17 protein-coding genes, 14 tRNA genes and 3 rRNA genes are annotated in these 22,270 nt (G+C 40.6%); 8 read left to right on the top strand and 26 right to left on the bottom strand.

Features of this window, described 5'->3' with window-relative positions; all coding sequences use genetic code 11:
• Positions 1 to 84 precede the first annotated feature (84 nt).
• The gene (locus tag O0236_RS07535; RefSeq protein ID WP_268914176.1) at positions 85 to 291 is read right to left on the bottom strand and encodes a hypothetical protein; all 207 of its coding nucleotides are present in this window, start codon (positions 289 to 291) and stop codon (positions 85 to 87) included.
• 100 nt (positions 292 to 391) lie between these two features.
• Between O0236_RS07535 and O0236_RS07540 the strand changes: the two genes are divergently transcribed.
• From O0236_RS07540 to O0236_RS07555, 4 genes are all read left to right on the top strand, one after another.
• Entirely contained in the window at positions 392 to 739 is a 348-nt protein-coding gene (locus O0236_RS07540; RefSeq protein ID WP_372791204.1) for a hypothetical protein, read from the top strand.
• 63 nt (positions 740 to 802) lie between these two features.
• Positions 803 to 1,567, top strand: a complete 765-nt coding sequence (locus tag O0236_RS07545; protein ID WP_372791206.1) for a hypothetical protein — start codon at positions 803 to 805, stop codon at positions 1,565 to 1,567.
• 110 nt (positions 1,568 to 1,677) lie between these two features.
• Positions 1,678 to 1,953 carry a hypothetical protein gene (locus O0236_RS07550; RefSeq protein WP_268914184.1) on the top strand — a complete coding sequence of 92 codons (276 nt, stop codon included), beginning with the start codon at positions 1,678 to 1,680 and terminating at the stop codon, positions 1,951 to 1,953.
• Between the two features lie 15 nt (positions 1,954 to 1,968).
• Entirely contained in the window at positions 1,969 to 3,132 is a 1,164-nt protein-coding gene (locus tag O0236_RS07555; protein ID WP_268914183.1) for a tyrosine-type recombinase/integrase, read from the top strand.
• Between the two features lie 220 nt (positions 3,133 to 3,352).
• Here the strand turns inward: O0236_RS07555 and O0236_RS07560 are convergent.
• The 17 genes from O0236_RS07560 to O0236_RS07640 form a co-directional block, all read right to left on the bottom strand.
• A tRNA-Leu gene (locus O0236_RS07560) sits at positions 3,353 to 3,436 on the bottom strand.
• A 29-nt stretch (positions 3,437 to 3,465) separates the two neighbouring features.
• Positions 3,466 to 3,536 (bottom strand) — tRNA-Cys (locus O0236_RS07565).
• A 78-nt stretch (positions 3,537 to 3,614) separates the two neighbouring features.
• A tRNA-His gene (locus O0236_RS07570) sits at positions 3,615 to 3,687 on the bottom strand.
• Between the two features lie 14 nt (positions 3,688 to 3,701).
• A tRNA-Trp gene (locus O0236_RS07575) sits at positions 3,702 to 3,772 on the bottom strand.
• 4 nt (positions 3,773 to 3,776) lie between these two features.
• Positions 3,777 to 3,859 (bottom strand) — tRNA-Tyr (locus tag O0236_RS07580).
• A 5-nt stretch (positions 3,860 to 3,864) separates the two neighbouring features.
• Positions 3,865 to 3,937 (bottom strand) — tRNA-Phe (locus O0236_RS07585).
• 56 nt (positions 3,938 to 3,993) lie between these two features.
• Positions 3,994 to 4,068: transfer RNA gene (locus O0236_RS07590), tRNA-Asp, on the bottom strand.
• Positions 4,069 to 4,086: 18 nt separating this feature from the next.
• Positions 4,087 to 4,159 (bottom strand) — tRNA-Val (locus tag O0236_RS07595).
• A 7-nt stretch (positions 4,160 to 4,166) separates the two neighbouring features.
• Positions 4,167 to 4,238: transfer RNA gene (locus O0236_RS07600), tRNA-Glu, on the bottom strand.
• A 16-nt stretch (positions 4,239 to 4,254) separates the two neighbouring features.
• Positions 4,255 to 4,346, bottom strand: a tRNA-Ser gene (locus O0236_RS07605).
• Between the two features lie 13 nt (positions 4,347 to 4,359).
• Positions 4,360 to 4,432, bottom strand: a tRNA-Asn gene (locus O0236_RS07610).
• A 6-nt stretch (positions 4,433 to 4,438) separates the two neighbouring features.
• Positions 4,439 to 4,555 (bottom strand): 5S ribosomal RNA (rrf, locus tag O0236_RS07615).
• A 76-nt stretch (positions 4,556 to 4,631) separates the two neighbouring features.
• Positions 4,632 to 7,551, bottom strand: a 23S ribosomal RNA gene (locus O0236_RS07620).
• A 175-nt stretch (positions 7,552 to 7,726) separates the two neighbouring features.
• Positions 7,727 to 7,799: transfer RNA gene (locus O0236_RS07625), tRNA-Ala, on the bottom strand.
• Between the two features lie 28 nt (positions 7,800 to 7,827).
• Positions 7,828 to 7,901 (bottom strand) — tRNA-Ile (locus O0236_RS07630).
• Positions 7,902 to 7,988: 87 nt separating this feature from the next.
• Positions 7,989 to 9,563, bottom strand: a 16S ribosomal RNA gene (locus tag O0236_RS07635).
• Together the 16S, 23S and 5S rRNA genes with 13 tRNA genes alongside form the textbook arrangement of a ribosomal RNA operon.
• A gap of 334 nt (positions 9,564 to 9,897) precedes the next feature.
• Positions 9,898 to 10,278 (bottom strand): CvfD/Ygs/GSP13 family RNA-binding post-transcriptional regulator, encoded by a 381-nt coding sequence (locus O0236_RS07640; RefSeq protein WP_268913859.1) that lies wholly within the window; start codon positions 10,276 to 10,278, stop codon positions 9,898 to 9,900.
• 150 nt (positions 10,279 to 10,428) lie between these two features.
• Between O0236_RS07640 and O0236_RS07645 the strand changes: the two genes are divergently transcribed.
• Positions 10,429 to 11,070, top strand: coding sequence for a VTT domain-containing protein (locus O0236_RS07645; protein WP_268913858.1), 642 nt, complete (start codon positions 10,429 to 10,431; stop codon positions 11,068 to 11,070).
• Between the two features lie 57 nt (positions 11,071 to 11,127).
• Positions 11,128 to 11,216: transfer RNA gene (locus tag O0236_RS07650), tRNA-Ser, on the top strand.
• Between the two features lie 51 nt (positions 11,217 to 11,267).
• Here O0236_RS07650 and O0236_RS07655 read toward each other — a convergent pair.
• The 5 genes from O0236_RS07655 to rnz form a co-directional block, all read right to left on the bottom strand.
• Positions 11,268 to 11,495 carry a hypothetical protein gene (locus tag O0236_RS07655; protein WP_268913857.1) on the bottom strand — a complete coding sequence of 76 codons (228 nt, stop codon included), beginning with the start codon at positions 11,493 to 11,495 and terminating at the stop codon, positions 11,268 to 11,270.
• A gap of 91 nt (positions 11,496 to 11,586) precedes the next feature.
• On the bottom strand, positions 11,587 to 12,105 hold the full coding sequence (locus tag O0236_RS07660) for an adenine phosphoribosyltransferase (protein WP_268913856.1): 519 nt from the start codon (positions 12,103 to 12,105) through the stop codon (positions 11,587 to 11,589).
• Positions 12,095 to 14,455, bottom strand: coding sequence for a single-stranded-DNA-specific exonuclease RecJ (gene recJ / locus O0236_RS07665; RefSeq protein WP_268913854.1), 2,361 nt, complete (start codon positions 14,453 to 14,455; stop codon positions 12,095 to 12,097). Before recJ ends, O0236_RS07660 begins: the two co-directional genes overlap by 11 nt.
• Before the next feature lie 23 nt (positions 14,456 to 14,478).
• On the bottom strand, positions 14,479 to 14,880 hold the full coding sequence (locus O0236_RS07670) for a lipopolysaccharide assembly protein LapA domain-containing protein (protein ID WP_268913853.1): 402 nt from the start codon (positions 14,878 to 14,880) through the stop codon (positions 14,479 to 14,481).
• Between the two features lie 29 nt (positions 14,881 to 14,909).
• Entirely contained in the window at positions 14,910 to 15,845 is a 936-nt protein-coding gene (gene rnz / locus O0236_RS07675) for a ribonuclease Z (RefSeq protein ID WP_268913852.1), read from the bottom strand.
• 105 nt (positions 15,846 to 15,950) lie between these two features.
• Here rnz and O0236_RS07680 point away from each other — a divergent pair, with 105 nt between their 5' ends.
• Both O0236_RS07680 and O0236_RS07685 read left to right on the top strand, forming a co-directional pair.
• Positions 15,951 to 16,238, top strand: coding sequence for a hypothetical protein (locus O0236_RS07680; protein WP_268913851.1), 288 nt, complete (start codon positions 15,951 to 15,953; stop codon positions 16,236 to 16,238).
• 12 nt (positions 16,239 to 16,250) lie between these two features.
• Positions 16,251 to 17,027, top strand: a complete 777-nt coding sequence (locus O0236_RS07685; RefSeq protein ID WP_268913850.1) for a hypothetical protein — start codon at positions 16,251 to 16,253, stop codon at positions 17,025 to 17,027.
• A gap of 35 nt (positions 17,028 to 17,062) precedes the next feature.
• Here the strand turns inward: O0236_RS07685 and O0236_RS07690 are convergent, their stop codons facing one another.
• The 3 genes from O0236_RS07690 to uvrC form a co-directional block, all read right to left on the bottom strand.
• Positions 17,063 to 19,003: an acyltransferase family protein gene (locus O0236_RS07690; RefSeq protein ID WP_268913849.1), complete on the bottom strand. Its 1,941-nt coding sequence runs from the start codon at positions 19,001 to 19,003 to the stop codon at positions 17,063 to 17,065.
• 30 nt (positions 19,004 to 19,033) lie between these two features.
• A complete protein-coding gene (gene obgE / locus O0236_RS07695) occupies positions 19,034 to 20,326 on the bottom strand; it encodes a GTPase ObgE (protein WP_268913847.1) in 1,293 nt (430 codons plus the stop codon).
• A gap of 119 nt (positions 20,327 to 20,445) precedes the next feature.
• On the bottom strand, positions 20,446 to 22,254 hold the full coding sequence (gene uvrC, locus O0236_RS07700; RefSeq protein WP_268913846.1) for an excinuclease ABC subunit UvrC: 1,809 nt from the start codon (positions 22,252 to 22,254) through the stop codon (positions 20,446 to 20,448).
• Positions 22,255 to 22,270: the final 16 nt, after the last annotated feature.

A 22,270-nucleotide genomic window follows, 5' to 3' on the forward strand; every position in this document is an offset into this window, starting at 1 on the left:
AGATCCTGAAGAAATTACGGAAGGTTTTGCAAAATTGTCTGATAGAACAATTAGAGTTGGTGATACAGTAGAACAAGATTTAGGCTAAACAAGTTTTGAATGGATAGACTTGTCCAAAAGATCAATCATTTTATTTCGATCTAAAACAATAGTTAACGCTTCACTATAAGCATCTTCTGCATTCTTATGATTAGGAATTAGTAAAACTGTTGCTAAATTTAATGATTCCCAATAATCAAGGGAGTTTAAGAATTTTATCTGATTTTTCTTGTTATTTTTAGTTTTAAACATAATACTGACCTTTCTTTTTTTATTATATTACTACTATATTAAGGAACATGTCCAAACACTGATGACGCTAAAAGCTGTACACATCTGGGGAGAGATAATCATGAAACTTAAAAATTATGTATTAACGGGTGTAGCCGCTATGTTATTAGGAATCACAGCAATAGCAAATACTCCCATAAACACACAGGCTAGCAGTGCTGTACCCGCTAGAATACAACACAGATGGAAAGCAAATAAATGGGGAATCAATTACCACCTCAATTGCTATAAGTACCATGCAAATTTTTATGATGGCCGTTGGCATAAACTTTATTACACTAGGATTAATACCAATACATTTGCTGCTAATCCTAAAGGAAACGCATATAACGGGATCACAATCAAATACAAAGGACATCACAATATGACCGTTCTTTATGATGTAGCCCACTTGCACTTTTACAGATAATTTTCTAGATTCGTCCAAATACTGATGACGTTAAAAGCTGTACATAACTCTGGGGAGATAATCATGAAAAAAATTAACTCAATAATCGTTGGAGCTCTTGCCATTTTCGGCGGTATCACAATCGCTAATAGCAATCATGCAGAAGCGAAAACATATACTACAGTACCTACTTCATTAAGAGGACATTGGTATTCAGTAGACAGCAGTTACTACGCTTACGACAGAATGACCAATAGCAAATATCATTTTAGAACTTATTATCCAGGTAACGGCTGGGAAACAATCTATGGCAACAAATTTCCAAGTTATGGTCGTGGACATTCTCAACTTTCAGTCAATCGAAATAGTAAAGGATATTATTTGATTGGTAAGTATGCTACAGATGATTATGCTTACTATAAACACGTTACTCACAAAGGGCATTCAGCTGTTCGTGTATTAGTACCACGGCTAGACTATGGTGGCGGATATATTGTTTCGTATTATTACAGATCAAAAAGCATTGCTAAACATCCTTCTGAAAAAGCAGTCAAAAAGTCAATTTCGAAAACAAAACCATACTATGGATATAGAGTAGCTACTAATTCCTTAGTCAGTGATAATACTTTTTATGATACAGAAGAACATGACATTCTTTCAGACTATTTACCTACCCAATATTCAAAGGTGATTTTTCAATATAAATCCACAGTAGTTCCTACTAAACACACATGGGTATGGTTTCATGGATCAAAACAGCATTTATTAACAGATTATAAGTATAAAAATGGTAGTTGGGTAAAAGTACAGGAATATAACGCAAATACTGACAAACATAAATACTATTAAAATTAGCTCACTATGGTATTCGCAGCGGTTCGATTCCGCTGGTGAGTATTCCCCGATTGGGGTTTTATTTTTAAGGCAAAAAGAACATACGTTCAAAGGAGATGGATAACATGAAGAGAGAAATATTTATTGCCGATGTATACAAGGATACAGAATACATGACTTTGAAAGAGTTTTATACATCATTACGGCATGACTTAGGTCTAGATAACGACTTTTTTATGTATGACTACCCTGTTCCAGAAAACAAGGAAGAATATGATAAAGCGATTGAAGTTGCCAAACTCTTCACTTCGAAAGCGGAAGAACGCAAAAAGCATCCAGTTGATAGAGAAACAGAGATTAACAATCTTCTGAATGCTTTGCACGAGAACAACAATAAATGATTGGAGGTTATTTAAATGGCAAGCTTTAACAAACAGCCAAATGGTAAATGGCGAACAAGAATTTTGTACACCAATAATCAAGGCGAAAAAAAATGGTTAACAAAATCTGGGTTTGCGACAAAAAAATCCGCCCAAGAATATGCTAACCAAATGGAGTATGAATATAACCGTGGTGGTGATTTAGACAATAAGAATATAAGCTTCGTAGATTACGTTGTCAAATGGTATCAGACTTTTAGAGAACCAAAAATAATGGAAGCAACTAAATCAAAGTATATGTATACCATCAAAGTCACACAAAGCTATTTTGGCACAACCCCTATTTCCGACATTAGTACGTCAATGTATCAAGATTTTTTGAATTTTTTTGGAAAAGGTGACAGCACACGTGCTAATCCTCCTCACGCCAAAGCAACGGTAGAGAAAATAAATGGTCATCTTGTAGCAGCCGTTCAGAATGCAATCAATGATGGAATCATCACGAAAGACTTTACTTTGAACACACACATCGTCTATGACAAGTCCCACACTCGTGAACATAAGTATCTATCATATACAGACACACAGAAATTGGTTACTTATATCAAAACAAAATTGCGAAGCACAAATACTGATAATGTAATCTATTATATGATCCTAACTGCGTTAATGACTGGTATGCGTATTTCTGAAATTGAAGGATTAGCATGGGATAATGTTGATTTAAAAAATGATGATCTCCGAGTTGTACAAACTTGGAACGTTAAATACCGTGGCATAGGCCCGACTAAAAATGAATCTTCAAATCGTTTGATCAGAACTAACAAAGAATTTAGTGCCCTACTTGCACGACGTAAATTTGAGCAAAATACTGAATTTACATTGGCAAAACAAACTAATCAGTTCAATTTGGTATTTGTTAATCATCGGAATAAGTTACCTGATTATGGAGCAATTAACCGTGCTTTGGATAGAACCGTTAAAGAAGCTGGCATCGATCAGCCAATTAATTTTCATGGTTTACGACATACCCATGCATCAATTTTATTATATAAAGGTATCTCAATCGCATATATCTCAAAAAGATTAGGTCACCAGAATATTGATACCACAACTAAGGTTTATTTGCACATTATTCAAGAATTGCAATCTGAGGAAGAGGTCAAAACCGCTGATGCGCTTGACGCCCTACTATCTTAAAAAGTGTCAACTGAGTGTCAACAAAGTGTCAATAAAGTGTCAACTTTGAAGTGTCAACTTTTGACACTTTTTAGGCTTAATTTTTAGGCGATTGTCAACAAAGTGTCAACAAAAATAAAGAACCTATGTGAATTTATACTATGTAATTTAGGGCAAAAGAAAAGGAACGTTGATATATCAACGTTCCTACATTCACAAACATGCTTATATTATGCTCAACTACCGGAGGTGGGGTTCGAACCCACACGTCCTAACGGACACTAGATTTTGAGTCTAGCGCGTCTGCCAGTTCCGCCACTCCGGCATAATGTCTTAAAAATAAAAGATTGGAAAAGGCGGTAATCGGATTCGAACCGACGATAAAGGTTTTGCAGACCTCTGCCTTACCACTTGGCTATACCGCCAGGACAACTTCGTTAATCACTTATAAACTAACAAAGTAGAATCTGTTGCCTTACCACTTGGCTACAACCAATCTAAAGGGCGGTATGTGGGAATCGAACCCACGCGTGTCGGATCCACAAACCGATGTGTTAACCACTTCACCAATACCGCCATAACATTATTAACAGGGATAGTAGGAGTTGAACCCACACCGACGGTTTTGGAGACCGTAGTTCTACCATTAAACTATATCCCTAAGATGGAGGGGAGTGGATTCGAACCACCGAACCCGAAGGAGCGGATTTACAGTCCGCCGCGTTTAGCCAGACTTCGCTACCCCTCCATAAATGGCGCGGGACAGAATCGAACTGCCGACACATGGAGCTTCAATCCATTGCTCTACCAACTGAGCTACCGAGCCAAATACCAGAGTATAATGTTATATAATGTTGTGTATTCAATTGTAATACATAACAACGGTCCGTACGAGACTCGAACTCGTGATCTCCTGCGTGACAGGCAGGCGTCCTAAACCAACTAGACCAACGGACCAACTGCTGCTATGAATAATGGAGGATACAGGGATCGAACCTGTGACCTCCTGCTTGTAAGGCAGATGCTCTCCCAGCTGAGCTAATCCTCCATGAAAGTGACCCGTACGGGATTCGAACCCATGTTACCGCCGTGAAAGGGCGGTGTCTTAACCACTTGACCAACGGGTCATATCTTTATTATTAACGGAGAGTAAGGGATTCGAACCCTTGAAACAGGCGTTTACCCGTTTACATCATTTCCAATGATGCTCCTTCGGCCAACTCGGACAACTCTCCATTTAAATAATAACTCCGGCAGGCGGGCTCGAACCGTCGACAACCTGATTAACAGTCAGGTGCTCTACCAACTGAGCTATGCCGGAATAATCGTGTGGCAACGTCCTACCCTCGCAGGGGGCGATCCCCCAACTACTCTCGGCGTGCTGAAGCTTAACTTCTGTGTTCGGCATGGGAACAGGTGTATCCTTCAGGCTATCGCCACCACACTATGTTACTTAGAGAACTTTGTTCTCTCAAAACTAGCTAATATTAATTTTCTGTACCGGTACTTACCACCATTTTTTGGTTAAGTCCTCGACCGATTAGTATTGGTCCGCTCCGTACATCACTGCACTTCCACTTCCAACCTATCTACCTCATCATCTCTGAGGGGTCTTACTTCCATATAGGAATGGGAAATCTCATCTTGAGGCGAGTTTCACACTTAGATGCTTTCAGCGTTTATCTCATCCATACATAGCTACCCAGCGATGCGCCTGGCGGCACAACTGGTACACCAGCGGTATGTCCATCCCGGTCCTCTCGTACTAAGGACAGCTCCTCTCAAATTTCCTACGCCCGCGACGGATAGGGACCGAACTGTCTCACGACGTTCTGAACCCAGCTCGCGTACCGCTTTAATGGGCGAACAGCCCAACCCTTGGGACCGACTACAGCCCCAGGATGCGATGAGCCGACATCGAGGTGCCAAACCTCCCCGTCGATGTGGACTCTTGGGGGAGATAAGCCTGTTATCCCCAGGGTAGCTTTTATCCGTTGAGCGATGGCCCTTCCATACGGTACCACCGGATCACTAAGCCCGACTTTCGTCCCTGCTCGACCTGTCTGTCTCGCAGTCAAGCTCCCTTCTGCCTTTACACTCTATGAATGATTTCCAACCATTCTGAGGGAACCTTTGGGCGCCTCCGTTACTGTTTGGGAGGCGACCGCCCCAGTCAAACTGCCCACCTGACACTGTCTCCCGCCACGCTAAGTGGCGCGGGTTAGAGTGTTCACACAGCGAGGGTAGTATCCCACCAACGCCTCTGTCGAAACTAGCGTTCCGACTTCATCGGCTCCTACCTATCCTGTACAAGCTGTGTCAACACCCAATATCAAGCTACAGTAAAGCTCCATGGGGTCTTTCCGTCCTGTCGCGGGTAACCTGCTTCTTCACAGGTATCTTAATTTCACCGAGTCTCTCGTTGAGACAGTGCCCAGATCGTTACGCCTTTCGTGCGGGTCGGAACTTACCCGACAAGGAATTTCGCTACCTTAGGACCGTTATAGTTACGGCCGCCGTTTACTGGGGCTTCATTTCTGGGCTTCGCCGAAGCTAACTCATCCACTTAACCTTCCAGCACCGGGCAGGCGTCAGCCCCTATACGTCATCTTACGATTTTGCAGAAACCTGTGTTTTTGATAAACAGTCGCCTGGGCCTTTTCACTGCGGCTGACCTTGCGGTCAGCACCCCTTCTCCCGAAGTTACGGGGTCATTTTGCCGAGTTCCTTAACGAGAGTTCACTCGCTCACCTTAGGATTCTCTCCTCGACTACCTGTGTCGGTTTGCGGTACGGGTAGTTGATTACTCACTAGAAGCTTTTCTCGGCAGTGTGACGTCAGTTGCTTCCCTACTTAAATTTCGGTCCTCATCACTACTTGTCAACCCGCTGAGAAGCATTTGACTCCTCAACTGACTCATAGCTTGAACGCACATTTCCAATCGTGCGCACAACTTAGCCTCCTGCGTCCCTCCATCGCTCAAACATAATCAACTAGTACAGGAATCTCAACCTGTTATCCATCGCCTACGCCTCTCGGCCTCGGCTTAGGTCCCGACTAACCCTGGGAGGACGAGCCTTCCCCAGGAAACCTTAGTCATTCGGTGGATCAGATTCTCACTGATCTTTCGCTACTCATACCGGCATTCTCACTTCTAAGCGCTCCACCAGTCCTTACGGTCTGACTTCATTGCCCTTAGAACGCTCTCCTATCACATGACCGAATGGTCATGTCCACAGTCTCGGTAGTATGCTTAGCCCCGGTAAATTTTCGGCGCGGAATCACTCGACTAGTGAGCTATTACGCACTCTTTAAATGAGTGGCTGCTTCTAAGCCAACATCCTAGTTGTCTATGCAACTCCACATCCTTTTCCACTTAGCATACATTTAGGGACCTTAACTGGTGGTCTGGGCTGTTCCCCTTTCGACGATGGATCTTATCACTCACCGTCTGACTCCCGGATATAAATCAATGGTATTCGGAGTTTATCTGAACTCAGTAACCCATGACGGGCCCCTCGTCCAAACAGTGCTCTACCTCCATGATTCTAAGTCCGAGGCTAGCCCTAAAGCTATTTCGGAGAGAACCAGCTATCTCCAAGTTCGTTTGGAATTTCACCGCTACCCACACCTCATCCCAGCACTTTTCAACGTACACGGGTTCGGCCCTCCAGTAAGTTTTACCTCACCTTCAGCCTGGACATGGGTAGATCACCTGGTTTCGGGTCTACAGCAACATACTTAAACGCCCATTTCAGACTCGCTTTCGCTGCGGCTCCGGCTTTTCACCTTAACCTTGCATGTTACCGTAACTCGCCGGTTCATTCTACAAAAGGCACGCTATCACCCATTAACGGGCTCTAACTGCTTGTAGGCACATGGTTTCAGGAACTATTTCACTCCCCTTCCGGGGTGCTTTTCACCTTTCCCTCACGGTACTGGTTCACTATCGGTCACTAGGGAGTATTTAGCCTTGGGAGATGGTCCTCCCGGATTCCGACGACGTTTCACGTGTGTCGCCGTACTCAGGATCCTGAACTGAGGGTCATTGATTTCATCTACGGGGCTATCACCCTGTTTCGCCAATCTTCCCAGATTGTTCGATTATCAACAACTTTGGTAACTCAAATGTTCAGTCCTACAACCCCAAAGAGCAAGCTCTTTGGTTTGGGCTGTTCCCCGTTCGCTCGCCGCTACTTAGGGAATCGATTTTTCTTTCTCTTCCTGTGGGTAATTAGATGTTTCAGTTCCCCACGTCTACCTCTGATCAGCTATGTATTCACTGACCAGTAACAGTCGATTAAAACTGCTGGGTTTCCCCATTCGGAAATCTCCGGATCAAAGCTTACGTACAGCTCCCCGAAGCATATCGGTGTTAGTCCCGTCCTTCATCGGCTCCTAGTGCCAAGGCATTCACCATGCGCCCTTAATAACTTAACCTAGTATCACTTCGTGATACTGATTAATTGAGTTTATGCGATTAAACTTATTCGTTAATTTTATTGACTCAATACGCGGTGTTCTCGGTTGAAATTATATTCTAAATATAATTCACTACAGAAAATTAATATTATCTAGTTTTCAAAGAACAAAATTCCAGACACTCTCGTGTCAATGGAGAATAGCGGGATCGAACCGCTGACCCCCTGCTTGCAAAGCAGGTGCTCTCCCATCTGAGCTAATTCCCCATACTTCTCCGGTCATAAGGCCGGTGGATGGGCCTAAATGGACTCGAACCATCGACCTCACGCTTATCAGGCGTGCGCTCTAACCAGCTGAGCTATAGGCCCAAAAAAGCGTTAACCAAATATGAGAGTAGACCTCTCAAAACTAAACAAAACTTTCGACGATGTGTAGGTTTCCGTATTATTCCTTAGAAAGGAGGTGATCCAGCCGCAGGTTCTCCTACGGCTACCTTGTTACGACTTCACCCTAATCATCTGTCCCACCTTAGGCGGCTGGCTCCAAAAGGTTACCTCACCGACTTTGGGTGTTACAAACTCTCATGGTGTGACGGGCGGTGTGTACAAGGCCCGGGAACGTATTCACCGTGGCATGCTGATCCACGATTACTAGCGATTCCAACTTCATGCAGGCGAGTTGCAGCCTGCAATCCGAACTGAGAACGGCTTTAAGAGATTAGCTTGACCTCGCGGTTTCGCGACTCGTTGTACCGTCCATTGTAGCACGTGTGTAGCCCAGGTCATAAGGGGCATGATGATTTGACGTCGTCCCCACCTTCCTCCGGTTTGTCACCGGCAGTCTTGCTAGAGTGCCCAACTAAATGCTGGCAACTAACAATAAGGGTTGCGCTCGTTGCGGGACTTAACCCAACATCTCACGACACGAGCTGACGACAACCATGCACCACCTGTCATTCCGTCCCCGAAGGGAACGCCCAATCTCTTGGGTTAGCAGAAGATGTCAAGACCTGGTAAGGTTCTTCGCGTAGCATCGAATTAAACCACATGCTCCACCGCTTGTGCGGGCCCCCGTCAATTCCTTTGAGTTTCAACCTTGCGGTCGTACTCCCCAGGCGGAGTGCTTAATGCGTTAGCTGCAGCACTGAAGGGCGGAAACCCTCCAACACTTAGCACTCATCGTTTACGGCATGGACTACCAGGGTATCTAATCCTGTTCGCTACCCATGCTTTCGAGCCTCAGCGTCAGTTACAGACCAGACAGCCGCCTTCGCCACTGGTGTTCTTCCATATATCTACGCATTTCACCGCTACACATGGAGTTCCACTGTCCTCTTCTGCACTCAAGTCTCCCAGTTTCCGATGCACTTCTCCGGTTAAGCCGAAGGCTTTCACATCAGACTTAAAAGACCGCCTGCGCTCGCTTTACGCCCAATAAATCCGGACAACGCTTGCCACCTACGTATTACCGCGGCTGCTGGCACGTAGTTAGCCGTGGCTTTCTGGTTAAATACCGTCACGGTGTAAACAGTTACTCTTACACCTGTTCTTCTTTAACAACAGAGTTTTACGAGCCGAAACCCTTCTTCACTCACGCGGCGTTGCTCCATCAGACTTTCGTCCATTGTGGAAGATTCCCTACTGCTGCCTCCCGTAGGAGTTTGGGCCGTGTCTCAGTCCCAATGTGGCCGATTACCCTCTCAGGTCGGCTACGTATCATTGCCTTGGTGAGCCATTACCTCACCAACTAGCTAATACGCCGCGGGTCCATCCTCAAGTGATAGCCGAAACCATCTTTCAAACAAAAACCATGCGGTTTTTGTTGTTATACGGTATTAGCACCTGTTTCCAAGTGTTATCCCCTGCTTGAGGGCAGGTTACCCACGTGTTACTCACCAGTTCGCCACTCGTCTAATGTTAAATCCATCGCCGTGCAAGCACATTGATTTCATTAACGTAGACGCGTTCGACTTGCATGTATTAGGCACGCCGCCAGCGTTCGTCCTGAGCCAGGATCAAACTCTCATTTTAAAATGATAAGCTTGTAAGCTCATGATTATTTTTTGTTACTAGCGAATTGACTTCGCAAATTGTTTGTCTTTGATCTAACGATCAAAGAACCCTACACATTTGTTTGTCGAAAATTTTGTTCAGTTTTCAAAGGTCTACTTTTGTTAAATAATGTCGTCCAATGACTGATGTCATCGCTTTTGACAACTATTATAATATATCAGGTTTTGAATTTAAAATCAAGAAGAATTTCTAATTAATTTGAAACTCAAACTGAAATGTTTTGCGTTACTAATTAAGCAACAAAAATAAGTTTACCAAGTATCAGCGCGTCGGTCAAGACTATTTTGAAAAATTATTCAAATTTCTTTCTAGCTTCTTTCAACCACGATTCACGGTTAGCATCTAAAGGTGAAAATCCCGAGTTGATATGATAGTTCGTCCAATAGTGTTGTAACTGTCGATTTGGATGTAGATGTTGGTTTAGCACGCTTAGATCTACACTTTTAGTCCTTGTCGATAGACTTATTCTACCAGTATATTCATCTATATCTATGATAATAGCGTCGACCACATCGCCAACCGAAAAATAATCACTAATGTTAGCTACATACCCTTCTTTACATTCGGAGATGTGAATCAGGCCTCGATATTCACCCATAATGTCAACAAAAACACCATAACTTTGGATACCAGTAACTTTAACTTTTAACTTCATTCCGACTTTTGGTTTCATTAACAAACCTCCCAACTTAAAACATTCTACTTGCTTTAACTAACAGTGTCCAATCTCAAAAGTTTGCTTTTTTCTAAACACTATCGAATTTTGAATTAATTCATATATTTTTTGTTATCATAATAATTAAACATTAAAAGGACTGATTTTTTGAGTACAATCATCGATTTTATTCTCCATATTGATAATCACCTCGTAAACATAGTAGGAACCTTTGGAAATTGGACGTATTTAATTCTGTTTGCTGTGATCTTCATTGAAACTGGAGCGGTAATCTTACCCTTCCTACCTGGAGATTCATTGTTGTTTGCAGCTTCTGCTTTAGCTGCCAACCCTAGTTACGGACTTCATCCCTGGCTATTTGTAATACTATTTCTAGTTGCTTCGATAAGTGGAGATTCACTTAACTTCTATTTAGGTAGAAAATTTGGTGAATTGATTCCTAAGCATAGAGTCCTCGGAAGGTTCATAAAAGAAAAAGATCTTAACAGTGCCAAAAGCTTCTTCGATAAATACGGTGCATGGGCAATCTTTCTTGCAAGGTTCATGCCAATCATCAGAACACTAGTGCCATTCGTAGCTGCGACATCTGATTTTAGCTATCGACGTTTTGCTAAATACAATATCTCAGCCTGTATCACATGGGTAATTCTTTGCTGTGGCGGTGGCCATTTCTTCGGTAACATTCCATTTGTTAAAGAACACTTCTCCATGGTAGTGATCGGAATAATCCTAATTTCCTTACTTCCAGCAGTATTTGGCTTTGCAAAAAGTAAGCTATCCAAATCATAAAATTAACATATAACGATTTACAACCATATTACCAATTGATATAATTATGGTTGTTGTGGTGAGTTGGCAGAGTGGTAATGCACCGGACTCGAAATCCGGCGAACCCGTGTTGAGCGGGCGCGCAGGTTCAATTCCTGTACTCACCTTAAATTAAAAATGGACTAGTCACTGACTAGTCCATTTTTTTGTCTACTACTTTATTTACTATGATTTTTTTCATAATCTAAAATGGCCTGTGTACCCTTATCCGTTAGACCATTTATAAATCGATCGGCGTTGATGTAGCCTTCTGTAATCAGTGGCCGAGGATCACCACCGATTTCATTATCACAATAATCAACGAAGTGACTTGGACTAGTACCCGACTCCACTCGACCAGATTGAATTGCTTTTAAAATATTGTAATCCGTTTCCGTAAGCTCCACGATTTACGCCTCCCTAATATTTATAACCAAATAATACCACATCACTTAATTTTAAATAATAAAAAAGCACTCAAATGAGTGCTCGTGATTTTTAGTATTTAACTAAGCTTAAAATGTCGTAATCAGCGATTTTGTCGCGACCATTTAGCTCTTCTAATTCAATAATGAATGCCGTTCCAACAACGATTCCACCGAGTTCTTCCACCATTCTGATGGTAGCGTCTATAGTTCCTCCAGTGGCTAGTAAATCATCAGTAACCAACACCCGTTGGCCTTTTTTAATAGCATCTTTGCGTAAGCATAGACTTGCTTTGCCATATTCGAGATCATAACTTGCAGAAATAATCTCACCAGGAAGCTTATCCTGCTTACGAGCAGGTGAAAAGCCAACCCCTAGTTCATTAGCAACAGGACAACCTACAATAAATCCCCGTGCTTCTGGTCCAACAACCATGTCTACGTCACGTTCACGTGCAAACTTGACGATTTCATTAGTAGCAGCTTTATAAGCATCCCCATTTTCAAGTAATGGAGAAATATCTCTAAAGAGTACTCCAGGTTCAGGATAGTTTTCATAAGAAGCTATATACTGTGTAAAATCAATTGCCATTTAATTTCTTCCTTTCATCAGTCTCAAAATAATTCGATACGAAACTGACTAATTCACTTGTGTTTGCTAACAATAGGTGTTGTTCTGCATCAATCTGTTTTTCTCGAAGTTGATAACTAGGTGCCGTTTGCAACTGTTTGCTTTCAGGTGCCGGATTTAATCTGATGACATTTCCCGACCTTGAAACAAATCCGAGTTCTAAGAACACCTTAATCATAAAGGCCAATGAACGTTGATCGATTTTTAATCCATCAGCGGCTTGGCTCAATTGGTTTACGATATCAAAATCTTGATGATTTGAAACGAACTTAAATAGTTTAGCATAAGATTGTCTTTCTGGCATCCCTATTTTTGAAACCAATTGTTTTTTATACAAATAAAAAATTGTTTTATTAGGAGTGGTATTTTTTAGAACAGCCTTTAAGTCTTCAATATCATCAGGACAATCAACAATAAATACTGTATCCAAATGCACTTGTCTTTCAACTAAATCGGTAAATAAATAAGCATGTCCATCCTCTGGAATGACAGAAGCTAGTTGTTGCTTAATAGATTGGTGAAAAAATACATACGTTCCAGAATTATTAAACATCTTAGTATGCAATCTATTAGTGCGCATATCGATAACAGGCTGTTCCACCTGGCGCATATCTTCGACCATGATCTGCAGATTCGTTTGATTGCGCCACGTATTGGTGCCAATAACACCAATTATCTTTGTAGTGCTGCTTTTATCAACTAGGTCATCAGCACAATATCCCAGTTTGAATGCAATGACACCGATCTGGTTCTTACGTCCTTTGATTGAAAACTTAAGATGAGATGAATCTTGACCAATTCTTTTAACATCAGCTATCTCACTGAATTTAAACTCAAAAACTGGTTCCGGATTATCCTCACCAAATGGAGCTAATTTTCGTAGGTCTTCATAAAAATCATAGTTCACATCATCAATATTTATATCGCTGGTAATCATCTTGGTTGATTTAGTTGTTAAATCTAATCCTTGCTCTTGAGCAGATTTGGCCAATTGGGACTTTAATGTATCCAACTGGTCAGCAGGCATCGTTAATCCAACCGCAGAATGATGTCCACCAAAGCCGACCATCTTATCACGAATTGGATCGATTGCGTTAAATAAATCAAAACTGGGAATACTTCTACCAGACCCTTTTATTTCATCAGAGTCGGCTAGCGTTGTTAACACTATCGCTGGTCGTTGAAATTGATCCACCAAACGACTAGCAACAATCCCTAAAACTCCTTGATGCCATTCTTTACCGACCACCACTGTCACAGGGGCATCCTTTGACTTATCGTCTGCAGCAATGATTTTCAGTGATTCAGCAAAAAAATTATCAACATATTCTTTTCGCTCATCATTCTGCTTATCCGCAAACTTAGCGATTTCTTGGGCTTCTTCTTCATCAAAAGTATGCAAAAGATCTACACCAACTTTGGCATCCCCCATTCGACCAAGTGAATTAAGCCGAGGAGCCAACGCAAAACCAATATCTTGTTCATTAAACGTACCCAAGTTGACCTTGGCTTGCTTTAACAGTGCTAATAATCCAGGACGTTGGGTGTTTTGAATCGCCTGAATACCAAATGATACGATCACCCGGTTTTCACCAGTTAATGAAACTACGTCGGCAACCGTTCCGATTGAAGCAATATCTAACAAATCATAAGGAACCTCATCTAACAACGCAGTGGCTACCTTGAAAGCTACGCCGGCGCCAGAAAGCATTCCAAAAGGATATAAATTACCATCACTCGTCTTGACACGCGGATGCACGATCGCGTATGCATTTGGCAAGACATCTGGTAAATCATGGTGATCAGTAACAATAACGTCGCATCCAAGCTTATTGGCTTCTTCAATCGCCTTGTTACCAGCAACACCATTATCGACCGTAATAATTAAAGTGGTACCGTCATTAATGATATTTTTAAATGCTTTAACATTTGGACCATATCCATCAGAAAAACGGTTAGGAACATAAATATCGACATTACCGCCCAAATCTTCAATAGCTTCAAACATGATGGTTGTACTGGTAATTCCATCTGCGTCGTAATCACCATAAACAGTAATTTGTTCACCACTAGCAATTGCCGTTTGAATTCTTTCGACTGTTTTCTGCATATCTGGCAATAAAAATGGATCATTCAAATCAGTAATATCAGGGGTCAAAAAATGCTTAGCATCATCTAAATTATCGATACCTCTGTTTATTAAAATATTGGCAATAAACTCACTGATTCCAAGCTGGCTAGTAAACTGTTCAGCAAGTTCAGGGTTAGATGGTACATCCATCTTTTTCCAATCGTACTTAGACTTAATCATTAATTACCTACCCTAACTTATCATTACAAATTCTTGTTTAATTTTTCGATTTGTTTTTCAAGTTCAACAATCTGCTGATCCTTCTCACCAAGAACTTGTTTACCAGCAGAATTTTTCAATCGATTTTCCATCTTCGTCAAATTATCTTTTAAATCTTGGATCTGAGTCGATAATTCTAATTGTTTGGCATTACTTAATTTTTCAAATCGTTTCATTTCTCGATTTTTCTTGAGATTCTGCGTTGATGAGAACATAAAGATTATTAGCGCCCCTAACAATAGTGAAACCAAAATCAAGATTATTAATGGGGCTTGAATTCTGGTAAATCCAAAATTGATTTCGACGGCATTTAGATTCATCAATGAAAAGGATGCCACCAAAATAATCAAAATGATTCCAATAATTGTTCCAACTTGTTTTTTCATTTATATCCCCTCAATATAATTTAGTAATGTTATTTATTAAACGGCACATCAATCACATCGAAATCACGAACGACTTTTGTATCAGGAAATATTGATTGGGCTTGTTTTTCGAGCTCATGGGCCATCTTGCCGGTATAACGAGCAGAAATATGGTTCAATAATAGTTTTTTTGCACCGGCACTTTTAGCAACTTTAGCAGCCTGGATATTAGTAGAATGATAATAGTTTCTTGCTAATTTGTTTTCACCTTTACCAAAAGTACTTTCGTGAACTAACACATCAGCAGATTCGGCTAGTTTGACTGCGTTATCTGTCTGACGGGTATCTCCCAGTATGGCAACTACTCTTCCTGGTTGGGCTGGGCCAATCATCTTGCTACCATCAATAACTCGACCATCATTTAAAGTAACTGTCTCACCATTCTTGATTCGACCATAAACAGGGCCTGAAGGTATATCTAATTCCTTAAGCTTATCAACCATTAGCTCACCTGGGTGATCATGCTCTACGATTCTATAACCAAAACTTTCAATTCTATGATCTAGAGGAGCCACATATACTGAGAATTTGTCATCCTCAAATATTAGTCCTTCCGCCTTGCTTTCTAATTCATGATACTTCAATTTGTATGAAAGTCGGGTTCCAGACACTCGTAAACTCACATCAACGAACTGTTTGATTCCCTTTGGGCCATATATTTCAAGGTCGCTTTCGCCGCCCTGATTCGAACGACTGCTCAACAAGCCGGGCAATCCGAAGATATGGTCACCATGTAAATGAGTTAGAAATATCTTGTCAATTTTACGAGGCCTGATGGTTGATCTTAAGATTTGGTGCTGGGTGCCTTCACCCACATCAAATAACCACACTGAATTGATTTCATCCAACAATCTGAGTGCTAAACTTGAAACATTTCGAAACTTACCTGGAGAACCTGCTCCAGTCCCTAAAAATTCAATTTGCATAATTTATTTCCCTTGTTTAAGTCGATTTATTAATCTAATTTTAAAAAAACACTATATAATTGTATCATAATTTGAGGTTAAGTATTCACAAACGGAGGTGTGACTTTGAACCTAAATGAATTCATAAGAGCAAGCAACATGCTTAACACTAACTTAGTCTTACTAATGGTTAAAAACCAACATTTTGAACCAATTACTCAGGTTATCTGGGAAGATTCAACTATTTTTCTCCAAACTAAAACTGATAGTCAAAGCTCAAATTCAACCTTGAGTTTAAGCCAATTCATGACGATAGTTAAGAAAATACCAAATTCTTATGATATTCGGTTCTTTAATACTAAAAAATTGACATTTGGGTTTAGAATTATTGATAAGACATTAGTTTTTTATTAAGGGGAGAGAGATATGAAAAGAATCGGTTACTTATTAGGAATTTCCGGCCTAATTCTAGGTTTGGCTGCTTGTGGAAACAATGCTTCCGACAAAGACACTTCTAATAATCAAAATCGCGATGCGTCATCCGCTAAAATGCAGAATAGTTCATCTACTAAATCAACTTCTTCGTCATCAAAAGATCCACAAAAGAAGCCTCACAAAGATTTAACAAACTATCGCTATCGGGTGCCTGCAGCTGATAGGCACTCAAGTAACTACACTAAAAATGGAAACTTAACTAAGACAAGTCAATATACATTTGATAACTTTGGTACCAAACAACAACTATCAAAAATCAATGAGCAACCTACAACACTGACAGATGACAATGTTGTTTACAAAATCGTTAAAGCTAAAGTAATTAAGAACACACCTAAAACTGCCGAAGCCAAGCAAGCTGTCGCCCAAACTTTAAATTTACAAAGTGTGCCGAACCAGTACTATACTTTCGTCATCAACTACACCGTAACAAATAAACAAAACGCAACGATCGCACTCAATGGAATCAACAGCGTTCAAACTGATCAAGGAAACACACTTGCAGTTAACAACCAGTTAACAGATTCCTCTGCAGGTCATCACCTTACAGCTAATGAAACTGAAACATTCACCACCGTCGGCTATCTTCAAGATTACAGGACTAAGCCAACCAATAAAGTAACTATCAATTTCGGCGCGATTTATGATTTACAAGGCACTCAAATTAGTCCTGCTCCCGCTCAAGGATTAAATGTTAGTTTGCAATAATAAAAAAGTTTGATCTCGTGAGAGGTCAAACTTTTTTATTTTATCTTCAATACTTTACTCATGTCAGTAGCAACTAACTGAACGAATTTGGTATTTCCAGTTGGATTAGGATGAACATTGTCCTGCCAGAACCAATTAGAATTGCCTTGGCTATAACTGTGCCAATCAATCATATAAACGTTCGAATACTTCTTAGCTGCTAGTGCAATAGTTCTGTTAACTTCAGTCTCCCAATTCCTCGTAGGAACATGACAATTAATCCAAAAAACCTTTCTTTTAGGACCAATTTCCTTGATAACTGAATCGATTTGAGAGGCAGTCATTGGCGAATTGGTGCCGAGATTAATAACCACATTATTGGCCAGTTCACCCTTATTCTTCAATTGCTTAATAACGGATGAAGCCTGCCAAATTTGTCTACCCACGGCAGCTGAAACATATGCCTGTTGGAAGACAGTCTGCAAATCATGACTAGTATCAGCCATAATCGAATCTCCAATTGCAGTGACTGGTTGCTGGTGCACTGTTAAATACTGAAGCTTAGTCAATCCATAATTATTTGCGATACGCTTTTGTGACGGTGTAAGTTTTTTCTTTAAAAGCTCACGTTGTCGCTTCACACTTTTAGCAGCGGCCTCAGCCTGCTTTTGCTTGGCCAAAGCTAATTTATTCTTACGGGCTGATTTAGCTTGATTCTTTACAATATCCTTTTGCAAAGCAGTTTTAGCTTCTTTGCTAGGAGCAATCGCACTTCCATAAGCGCAAATTCCTACTAACAATACGACTGGAATTACCCACAATCTCTTTAGTCCAAACGTTGATTGTTGACTGAAAAAATTTTTTACTGCGCTAGGAAGTTCAGAATAATGATATCTTCTAAGTGGATTTTCAATATATCTATATGACAACTCACTGATAACACAAATAATAGCAATTTCAATCAATGCATTCCAAAGCGGATGTGCCGCGATGTTTGTAACGCGCATTTCATAAAAAATCATTACTGGGAATTGATAAAGATATATACCGTAGCTTCTTGTACCAACCCAAGCAAACACTGGGTTAGTTAACCAGCGATTAACATCTGATCCCGGATGGGCACACGCAGCAATCAGCGCAACAGATGCCAAGGACATCAAGAACATACCACCACGGTAAGCTAATACACTTTGACCAGAAAGGACAAAATACAACCATCCCATGATTACAAATGCGCCGATTCCCATCCAATTCAAAGTCCAACGACCCCGATTGGAAATCGAAGCTTTTAAATGAGTGGCCGGCCAAATTATTGCCAACGTAACTCCAAGAACAATTGAAAACATTCTGGTATCTGTTCCGTAGTAAACTCGATTCAAATTATCCGGTCCAGTGTACAAGAGACCCATCAAGACCGCAGAAAGAACTGCAAAAGCTAGCATGATCCAAGCAATAATCTGCTTTCGTTTAATCAAAATGATCATTGCTGTTAATAGCAGAGGCCAAATCAGATAATATTGACCTTCTATCGACAATGACCACAAATGAGTAAAGGGTGATTCGCCGTTGAAACGATCGAAATAACTTTGTCCATGCCCAACTTCCCACCAATTATATAAGTAGACTAAGTTGGTACCGATGATTGATCTCAAATTAGCTAATAAAGATCGTTGAAATAACGTTATGTATGCCCCAGTTCCGATAAGCATCGCAACTAAGGCAGGATATAGTCGTTTCAGTCTGCGAACATAAAAACCAATAAAATCAATTCGGCCGTTTTGTTCCCATTCCTGTAATAGCAGATCCGTGATCAAATAACCAGAAACAGCAAAGAATATGGGTACCCCCATGTAACCGCCTTGCAGATTGTACGGCAACAAATGATAAATAATCACTCCAGCCACTGCCAAGGCTCTAATTCCATCAAAGCCAGTAATATAACGACTTTTCTTTAATCGTTTACCCCTACTTTTATTACTTTTTTGTGCTTGTTGCATGCCGAATTCCTACCTTGTTTTACTTTTTAATTAATCAACATAAGTAAAGGAGAAATCAAGGATTGTCACGGTGTCCCCATCTTTAGCTCCAGCATCTCTAAGAGCTTTGTCAATCCCCATTCCCCTCATTTGACGAGCAAATCGTAACATGCTTTGTTCATGCATGGTGTCAGTCATTTTGAATAATCGTTCAATTTCAGCACCCTTAATGACCCATGAATCGATCTCATCGTCAAAGCTAATGTTAAGATCATCACTTGTCTTATGATACTCGTATTCAGCGGTTTCTTCTAGAGGCTTTGTAGGAATTATAGTTGTTTGTTCCAATAAGTCAGCAGTTTTTTGAACTAACTCTTGAAGTCCATCATGAGTAACTGAAGAAATTGGTAAAACTTCGAAATCTTTGCCACGATCATCTTCAGCAATTTGTTGCTTAAATTCAGCTAAATTATCATTAGATTCTGGAAGATCCATCTTGGTAGCCACAATAATTTGTGGTCGATCTAAAATAGATTCATCATAGGCTTCTAACTCTTTGTTGATAGCTAAATAATCTTCAAACGGGTTACGGCCTTCTTCACCTGACATATCAACTAAATGAAGGATTACTCGAGTTCTTTCGACGTGTCGTAAGAATTGAATACCTAAACCAACCCCTTCAGAGGCACCCTCAACAAGTCCAGGCAAATCGGCTACAGCAAAATCACGGCCATCATTTAATCTGACCATACCAAGGTTAGGTACCAACGTGGTGAAATGATAGCCTGCAATCTTAGGTTTGGCACTAGTAATAACAGATAGCAAAGTACTTTTACCAGCGGAAGGAAAACCAACTAGCCCGACATCAGCCAGAACCTTAAGCTCTAATTTTAGAGAAACTTCCTCACCTGGCTCACCGTTTTCAGCAATTTCTGGAGCAGGATTTTTCGCACTGGCAAAATGAATATTACCACGACCACCGCGACCACCTCTTGCCACTACTAATTCTTGGTCAGGTTCAGTTAAATCACCAACTACTTCACCCGTTAATTCATTAATAACAGTTGTTCCCTCTGGTACAGGAACAATTAAATTTTCAGCGCTGCGTCCAGTCATAGATTTGTTGGCACCATTTCCACCAGCGGGCGCTTTGAACTTACGATGATATCTAAAGTCCATCAACGTATTCATTCCGGAATCTACTTTAAAGATAATGTCGGCTCCGTGACCGCCATCACCACCAGCAGGACCGCCGTTAGGAACATACTTTTCGCGACGAAAAGCAACCATTCCGTTACCGCCATTTCCTGCCTTGACATCAATTTTTACTTGATCAACGAACATATATTTTCACCATTTTTACCTTAATCTATTAAGTTCAGTACAGATGTACCCAAGATGCAGTATACAGACAATGCAAATCAACGTCAAAGTAATTCTTATTATTACCAAAAACAAATGGACTATTCCTTAGCTTCATCTGGTTTAGTGATTTTACCCAGGGAAAATTTAATTGTTTTGGCAACAGTTTCGCTAATTCCCAAATCCCGTATATCTTGTTCTGATGCATCTGAAATTTTTTTCAATGATCCAAATTTTCTTAATAATTTATTTCTAGTTTTGGGGCCAACACCAGAAATTGCATCCAAACGTGAAGTCAGTGTATTTTTTGTATGCACCTTGCGATGGAAAGTTATCGCAAACCTATGAACTTCATCTTGAATTCGCTGAAGCAGATAAAATCCCTGACTCTTAGGGTCAAGATGTAGTGGAGTATCCGCATTACCAAACAACAAATCAGCAGTTTGGTGATGGTCATTCTTTACCATTCCGCCTACCGGAATATTCAATCCTAACTCGTTAACTAAAACATCTTTGGCCGCATTCATCTGAATCTCGCCACCATCCATCAAAATCAAATCAGGCATGTCACCATGCTCCTTCAATACTCTAGTATATCTTCGTCGGATTACTTCCCTTGTGCTGGCAGCTTCATCAGCATGATCAACCGTCTTAGACTTATATTTTCTGTATAAATTTTTGTTTGGCTGACCATCATCAAAGACAACCATTGCTGAAACAATATCTGCACCTTGAATGTGAGAATGATCGAATGCTTCGATACGATGGCCTGGGGCGATGCCCATTGCATCTGTAAGTTCATTCATGGCACCAGTGGTTTTTGATTCATCCAATTCCAACAAACGGAATTTTTCCTCCAAAACTAACTTGGCATTGGTTCCAGCCATATCTAACAAGTCACGTTTCTGACCTCTTTGAGGCGTGCGGACAGGAACATTTTCCACAACGTTACTGATCACATCAGTCGGCAAACTTGAAGGAACTAAGATTTCCTTAGGCAAAATCTGGTTCTTTTGTTGATAAAATTGGGCAATAAAACTAACCATTTCTTCATCAGGATCATTGATAATTGGAAATAGCCGTTTTTCACGCTTCATTAATCGTGATTGACGGATGAAGAATACTTGAATCGATAACCATCCCTTGTCCATGTAATAGTTGAAAATATCACGAGGGGTATTATCGTTACTAATAATTTTTTGCTTTTCTACAGTGATTTCGATGTACTTAATTTGGTCTCTAATTTCAGCTGCCCGTTCATATTCCATTTGTTCCGCAGCAGTTTGCATGCGTTGAGTTAACAATTTCTTTGCGCTATCAACATTTCCACTCAAGAATGACTTAATCTTTTTGATTTGCTTGTCATATTCTTCTTTAGGAACATCCCTAAAACACGGGCCTAGACACTGACCCATATGGTAATACAAACATGGTCGTCCTTGATATCCATTACAACGTCTTAATGGATAAACCTTTTGTAAAAAGTTCACTGTTTCATCAGCTGCGTAAACATTTGGATAAGGCCCATAATAATACGCACCATCTTTTGATAATGAATTTACTATTTTGATTTGTGGATCACGTTCATTAGTAATTTTAATGTACGGATAGCCACCGTTTCCCTGCTTTAATTTGATATTGAAGTATGGTCGGTGCTTTTGAATCAACGTAATTTCTAATAGGAAGGCTTCCTTATCGGTAGAAGTGACAATGGTTTCAAAGTCAACGATTTCCGACACCAGCTTAGCCGTCTTACCTTCATGGCTACTTTTGAAATAAGAACGAACTCGGTTCTTGAGGTTTTTAGCTTTTCCGACATAAATAATCTTACCGTTGATGTTTTTCATTAGGTAACATCCCGGCATGTCAGGTAATAAAGCTAATTTATGTTCTAAATATTCACTCGCCAAGTTGTTCACTTCCCTT

Source organism: Lentilactobacillus sp. SPB1-3, assembly GCF_026913205.2.
GTDB lineage: Bacteria > Bacillota > Bacilli > Lactobacillales > Lactobacillaceae > Lentilactobacillus > Lentilactobacillus terminaliae.

Bases quoted from the DNA above. Each gene is read 5' to 3' on its own strand.
- O0236_RS07535 (WP_268914176.1), bottom strand. From the start codon at position 291: ATGTTTAAAACTAAAAATAACAAGAAAAATCAGATAAAATTCTTAAAC.
- O0236_RS07540 (WP_372791204.1), top strand. From the start codon at position 392: ATGAAACTTAAAAATTATGTATTAACGGGTGTAGCCGCTATGTTATTA.
- O0236_RS07545 (WP_372791206.1), top strand. From the start codon at position 803: ATGAAAAAAATTAACTCAATAATCGTTGGAGCTCTTGCCATTTTCGGC.
- O0236_RS07550 (WP_268914184.1), top strand. From the start codon at position 1,678: ATGAAGAGAGAAATATTTATTGCCGATGTATACAAGGATACAGAATAC.
- O0236_RS07555 (WP_268914183.1), top strand. From the start codon at position 1,969: ATGGCAAGCTTTAACAAACAGCCAAATGGTAAATGGCGAACAAGAATT.
- O0236_RS07640 (WP_268913859.1), bottom strand. From the start codon at position 10,278: ATGAAACCAAAAGTCGGAATGAAGTTAAAAGTTAAAGTTACTGGTATC.
- O0236_RS07660 (WP_268913856.1), bottom strand. From the start codon at position 12,105: ATGGCAATTGATTTTACACAGTATATAGCTTCTTATGAAAACTATCCT.
- recJ (WP_268913854.1), bottom strand. From the start codon at position 14,455: ATGATTAAGTCTAAGTACGATTGGAAAAAGATGGATGTACCATCTAAC.
- O0236_RS07670 (WP_268913853.1), bottom strand. From the start codon at position 14,880: ATGAAAAAACAAGTTGGAACAATTATTGGAATCATTTTGATTATTTTG.
- rnz (WP_268913852.1), bottom strand. From the start codon at position 15,845: ATGCAAATTGAATTTTTAGGGACTGGAGCAGGTTCTCCAGGTAAGTTT.
- O0236_RS07685 (WP_268913850.1), top strand. From the start codon at position 16,251: ATGAAAAGAATCGGTTACTTATTAGGAATTTCCGGCCTAATTCTAGGT.
- O0236_RS07690 (WP_268913849.1), bottom strand. From the start codon at position 19,003: ATGCAACAAGCACAAAAAAGTAATAAAAGTAGGGGTAAACGATTAAAG.
- obgE (WP_268913847.1), bottom strand. From the start codon at position 20,326: ATGTTCGTTGATCAAGTAAAAATTGATGTCAAGGCAGGAAATGGCGGT.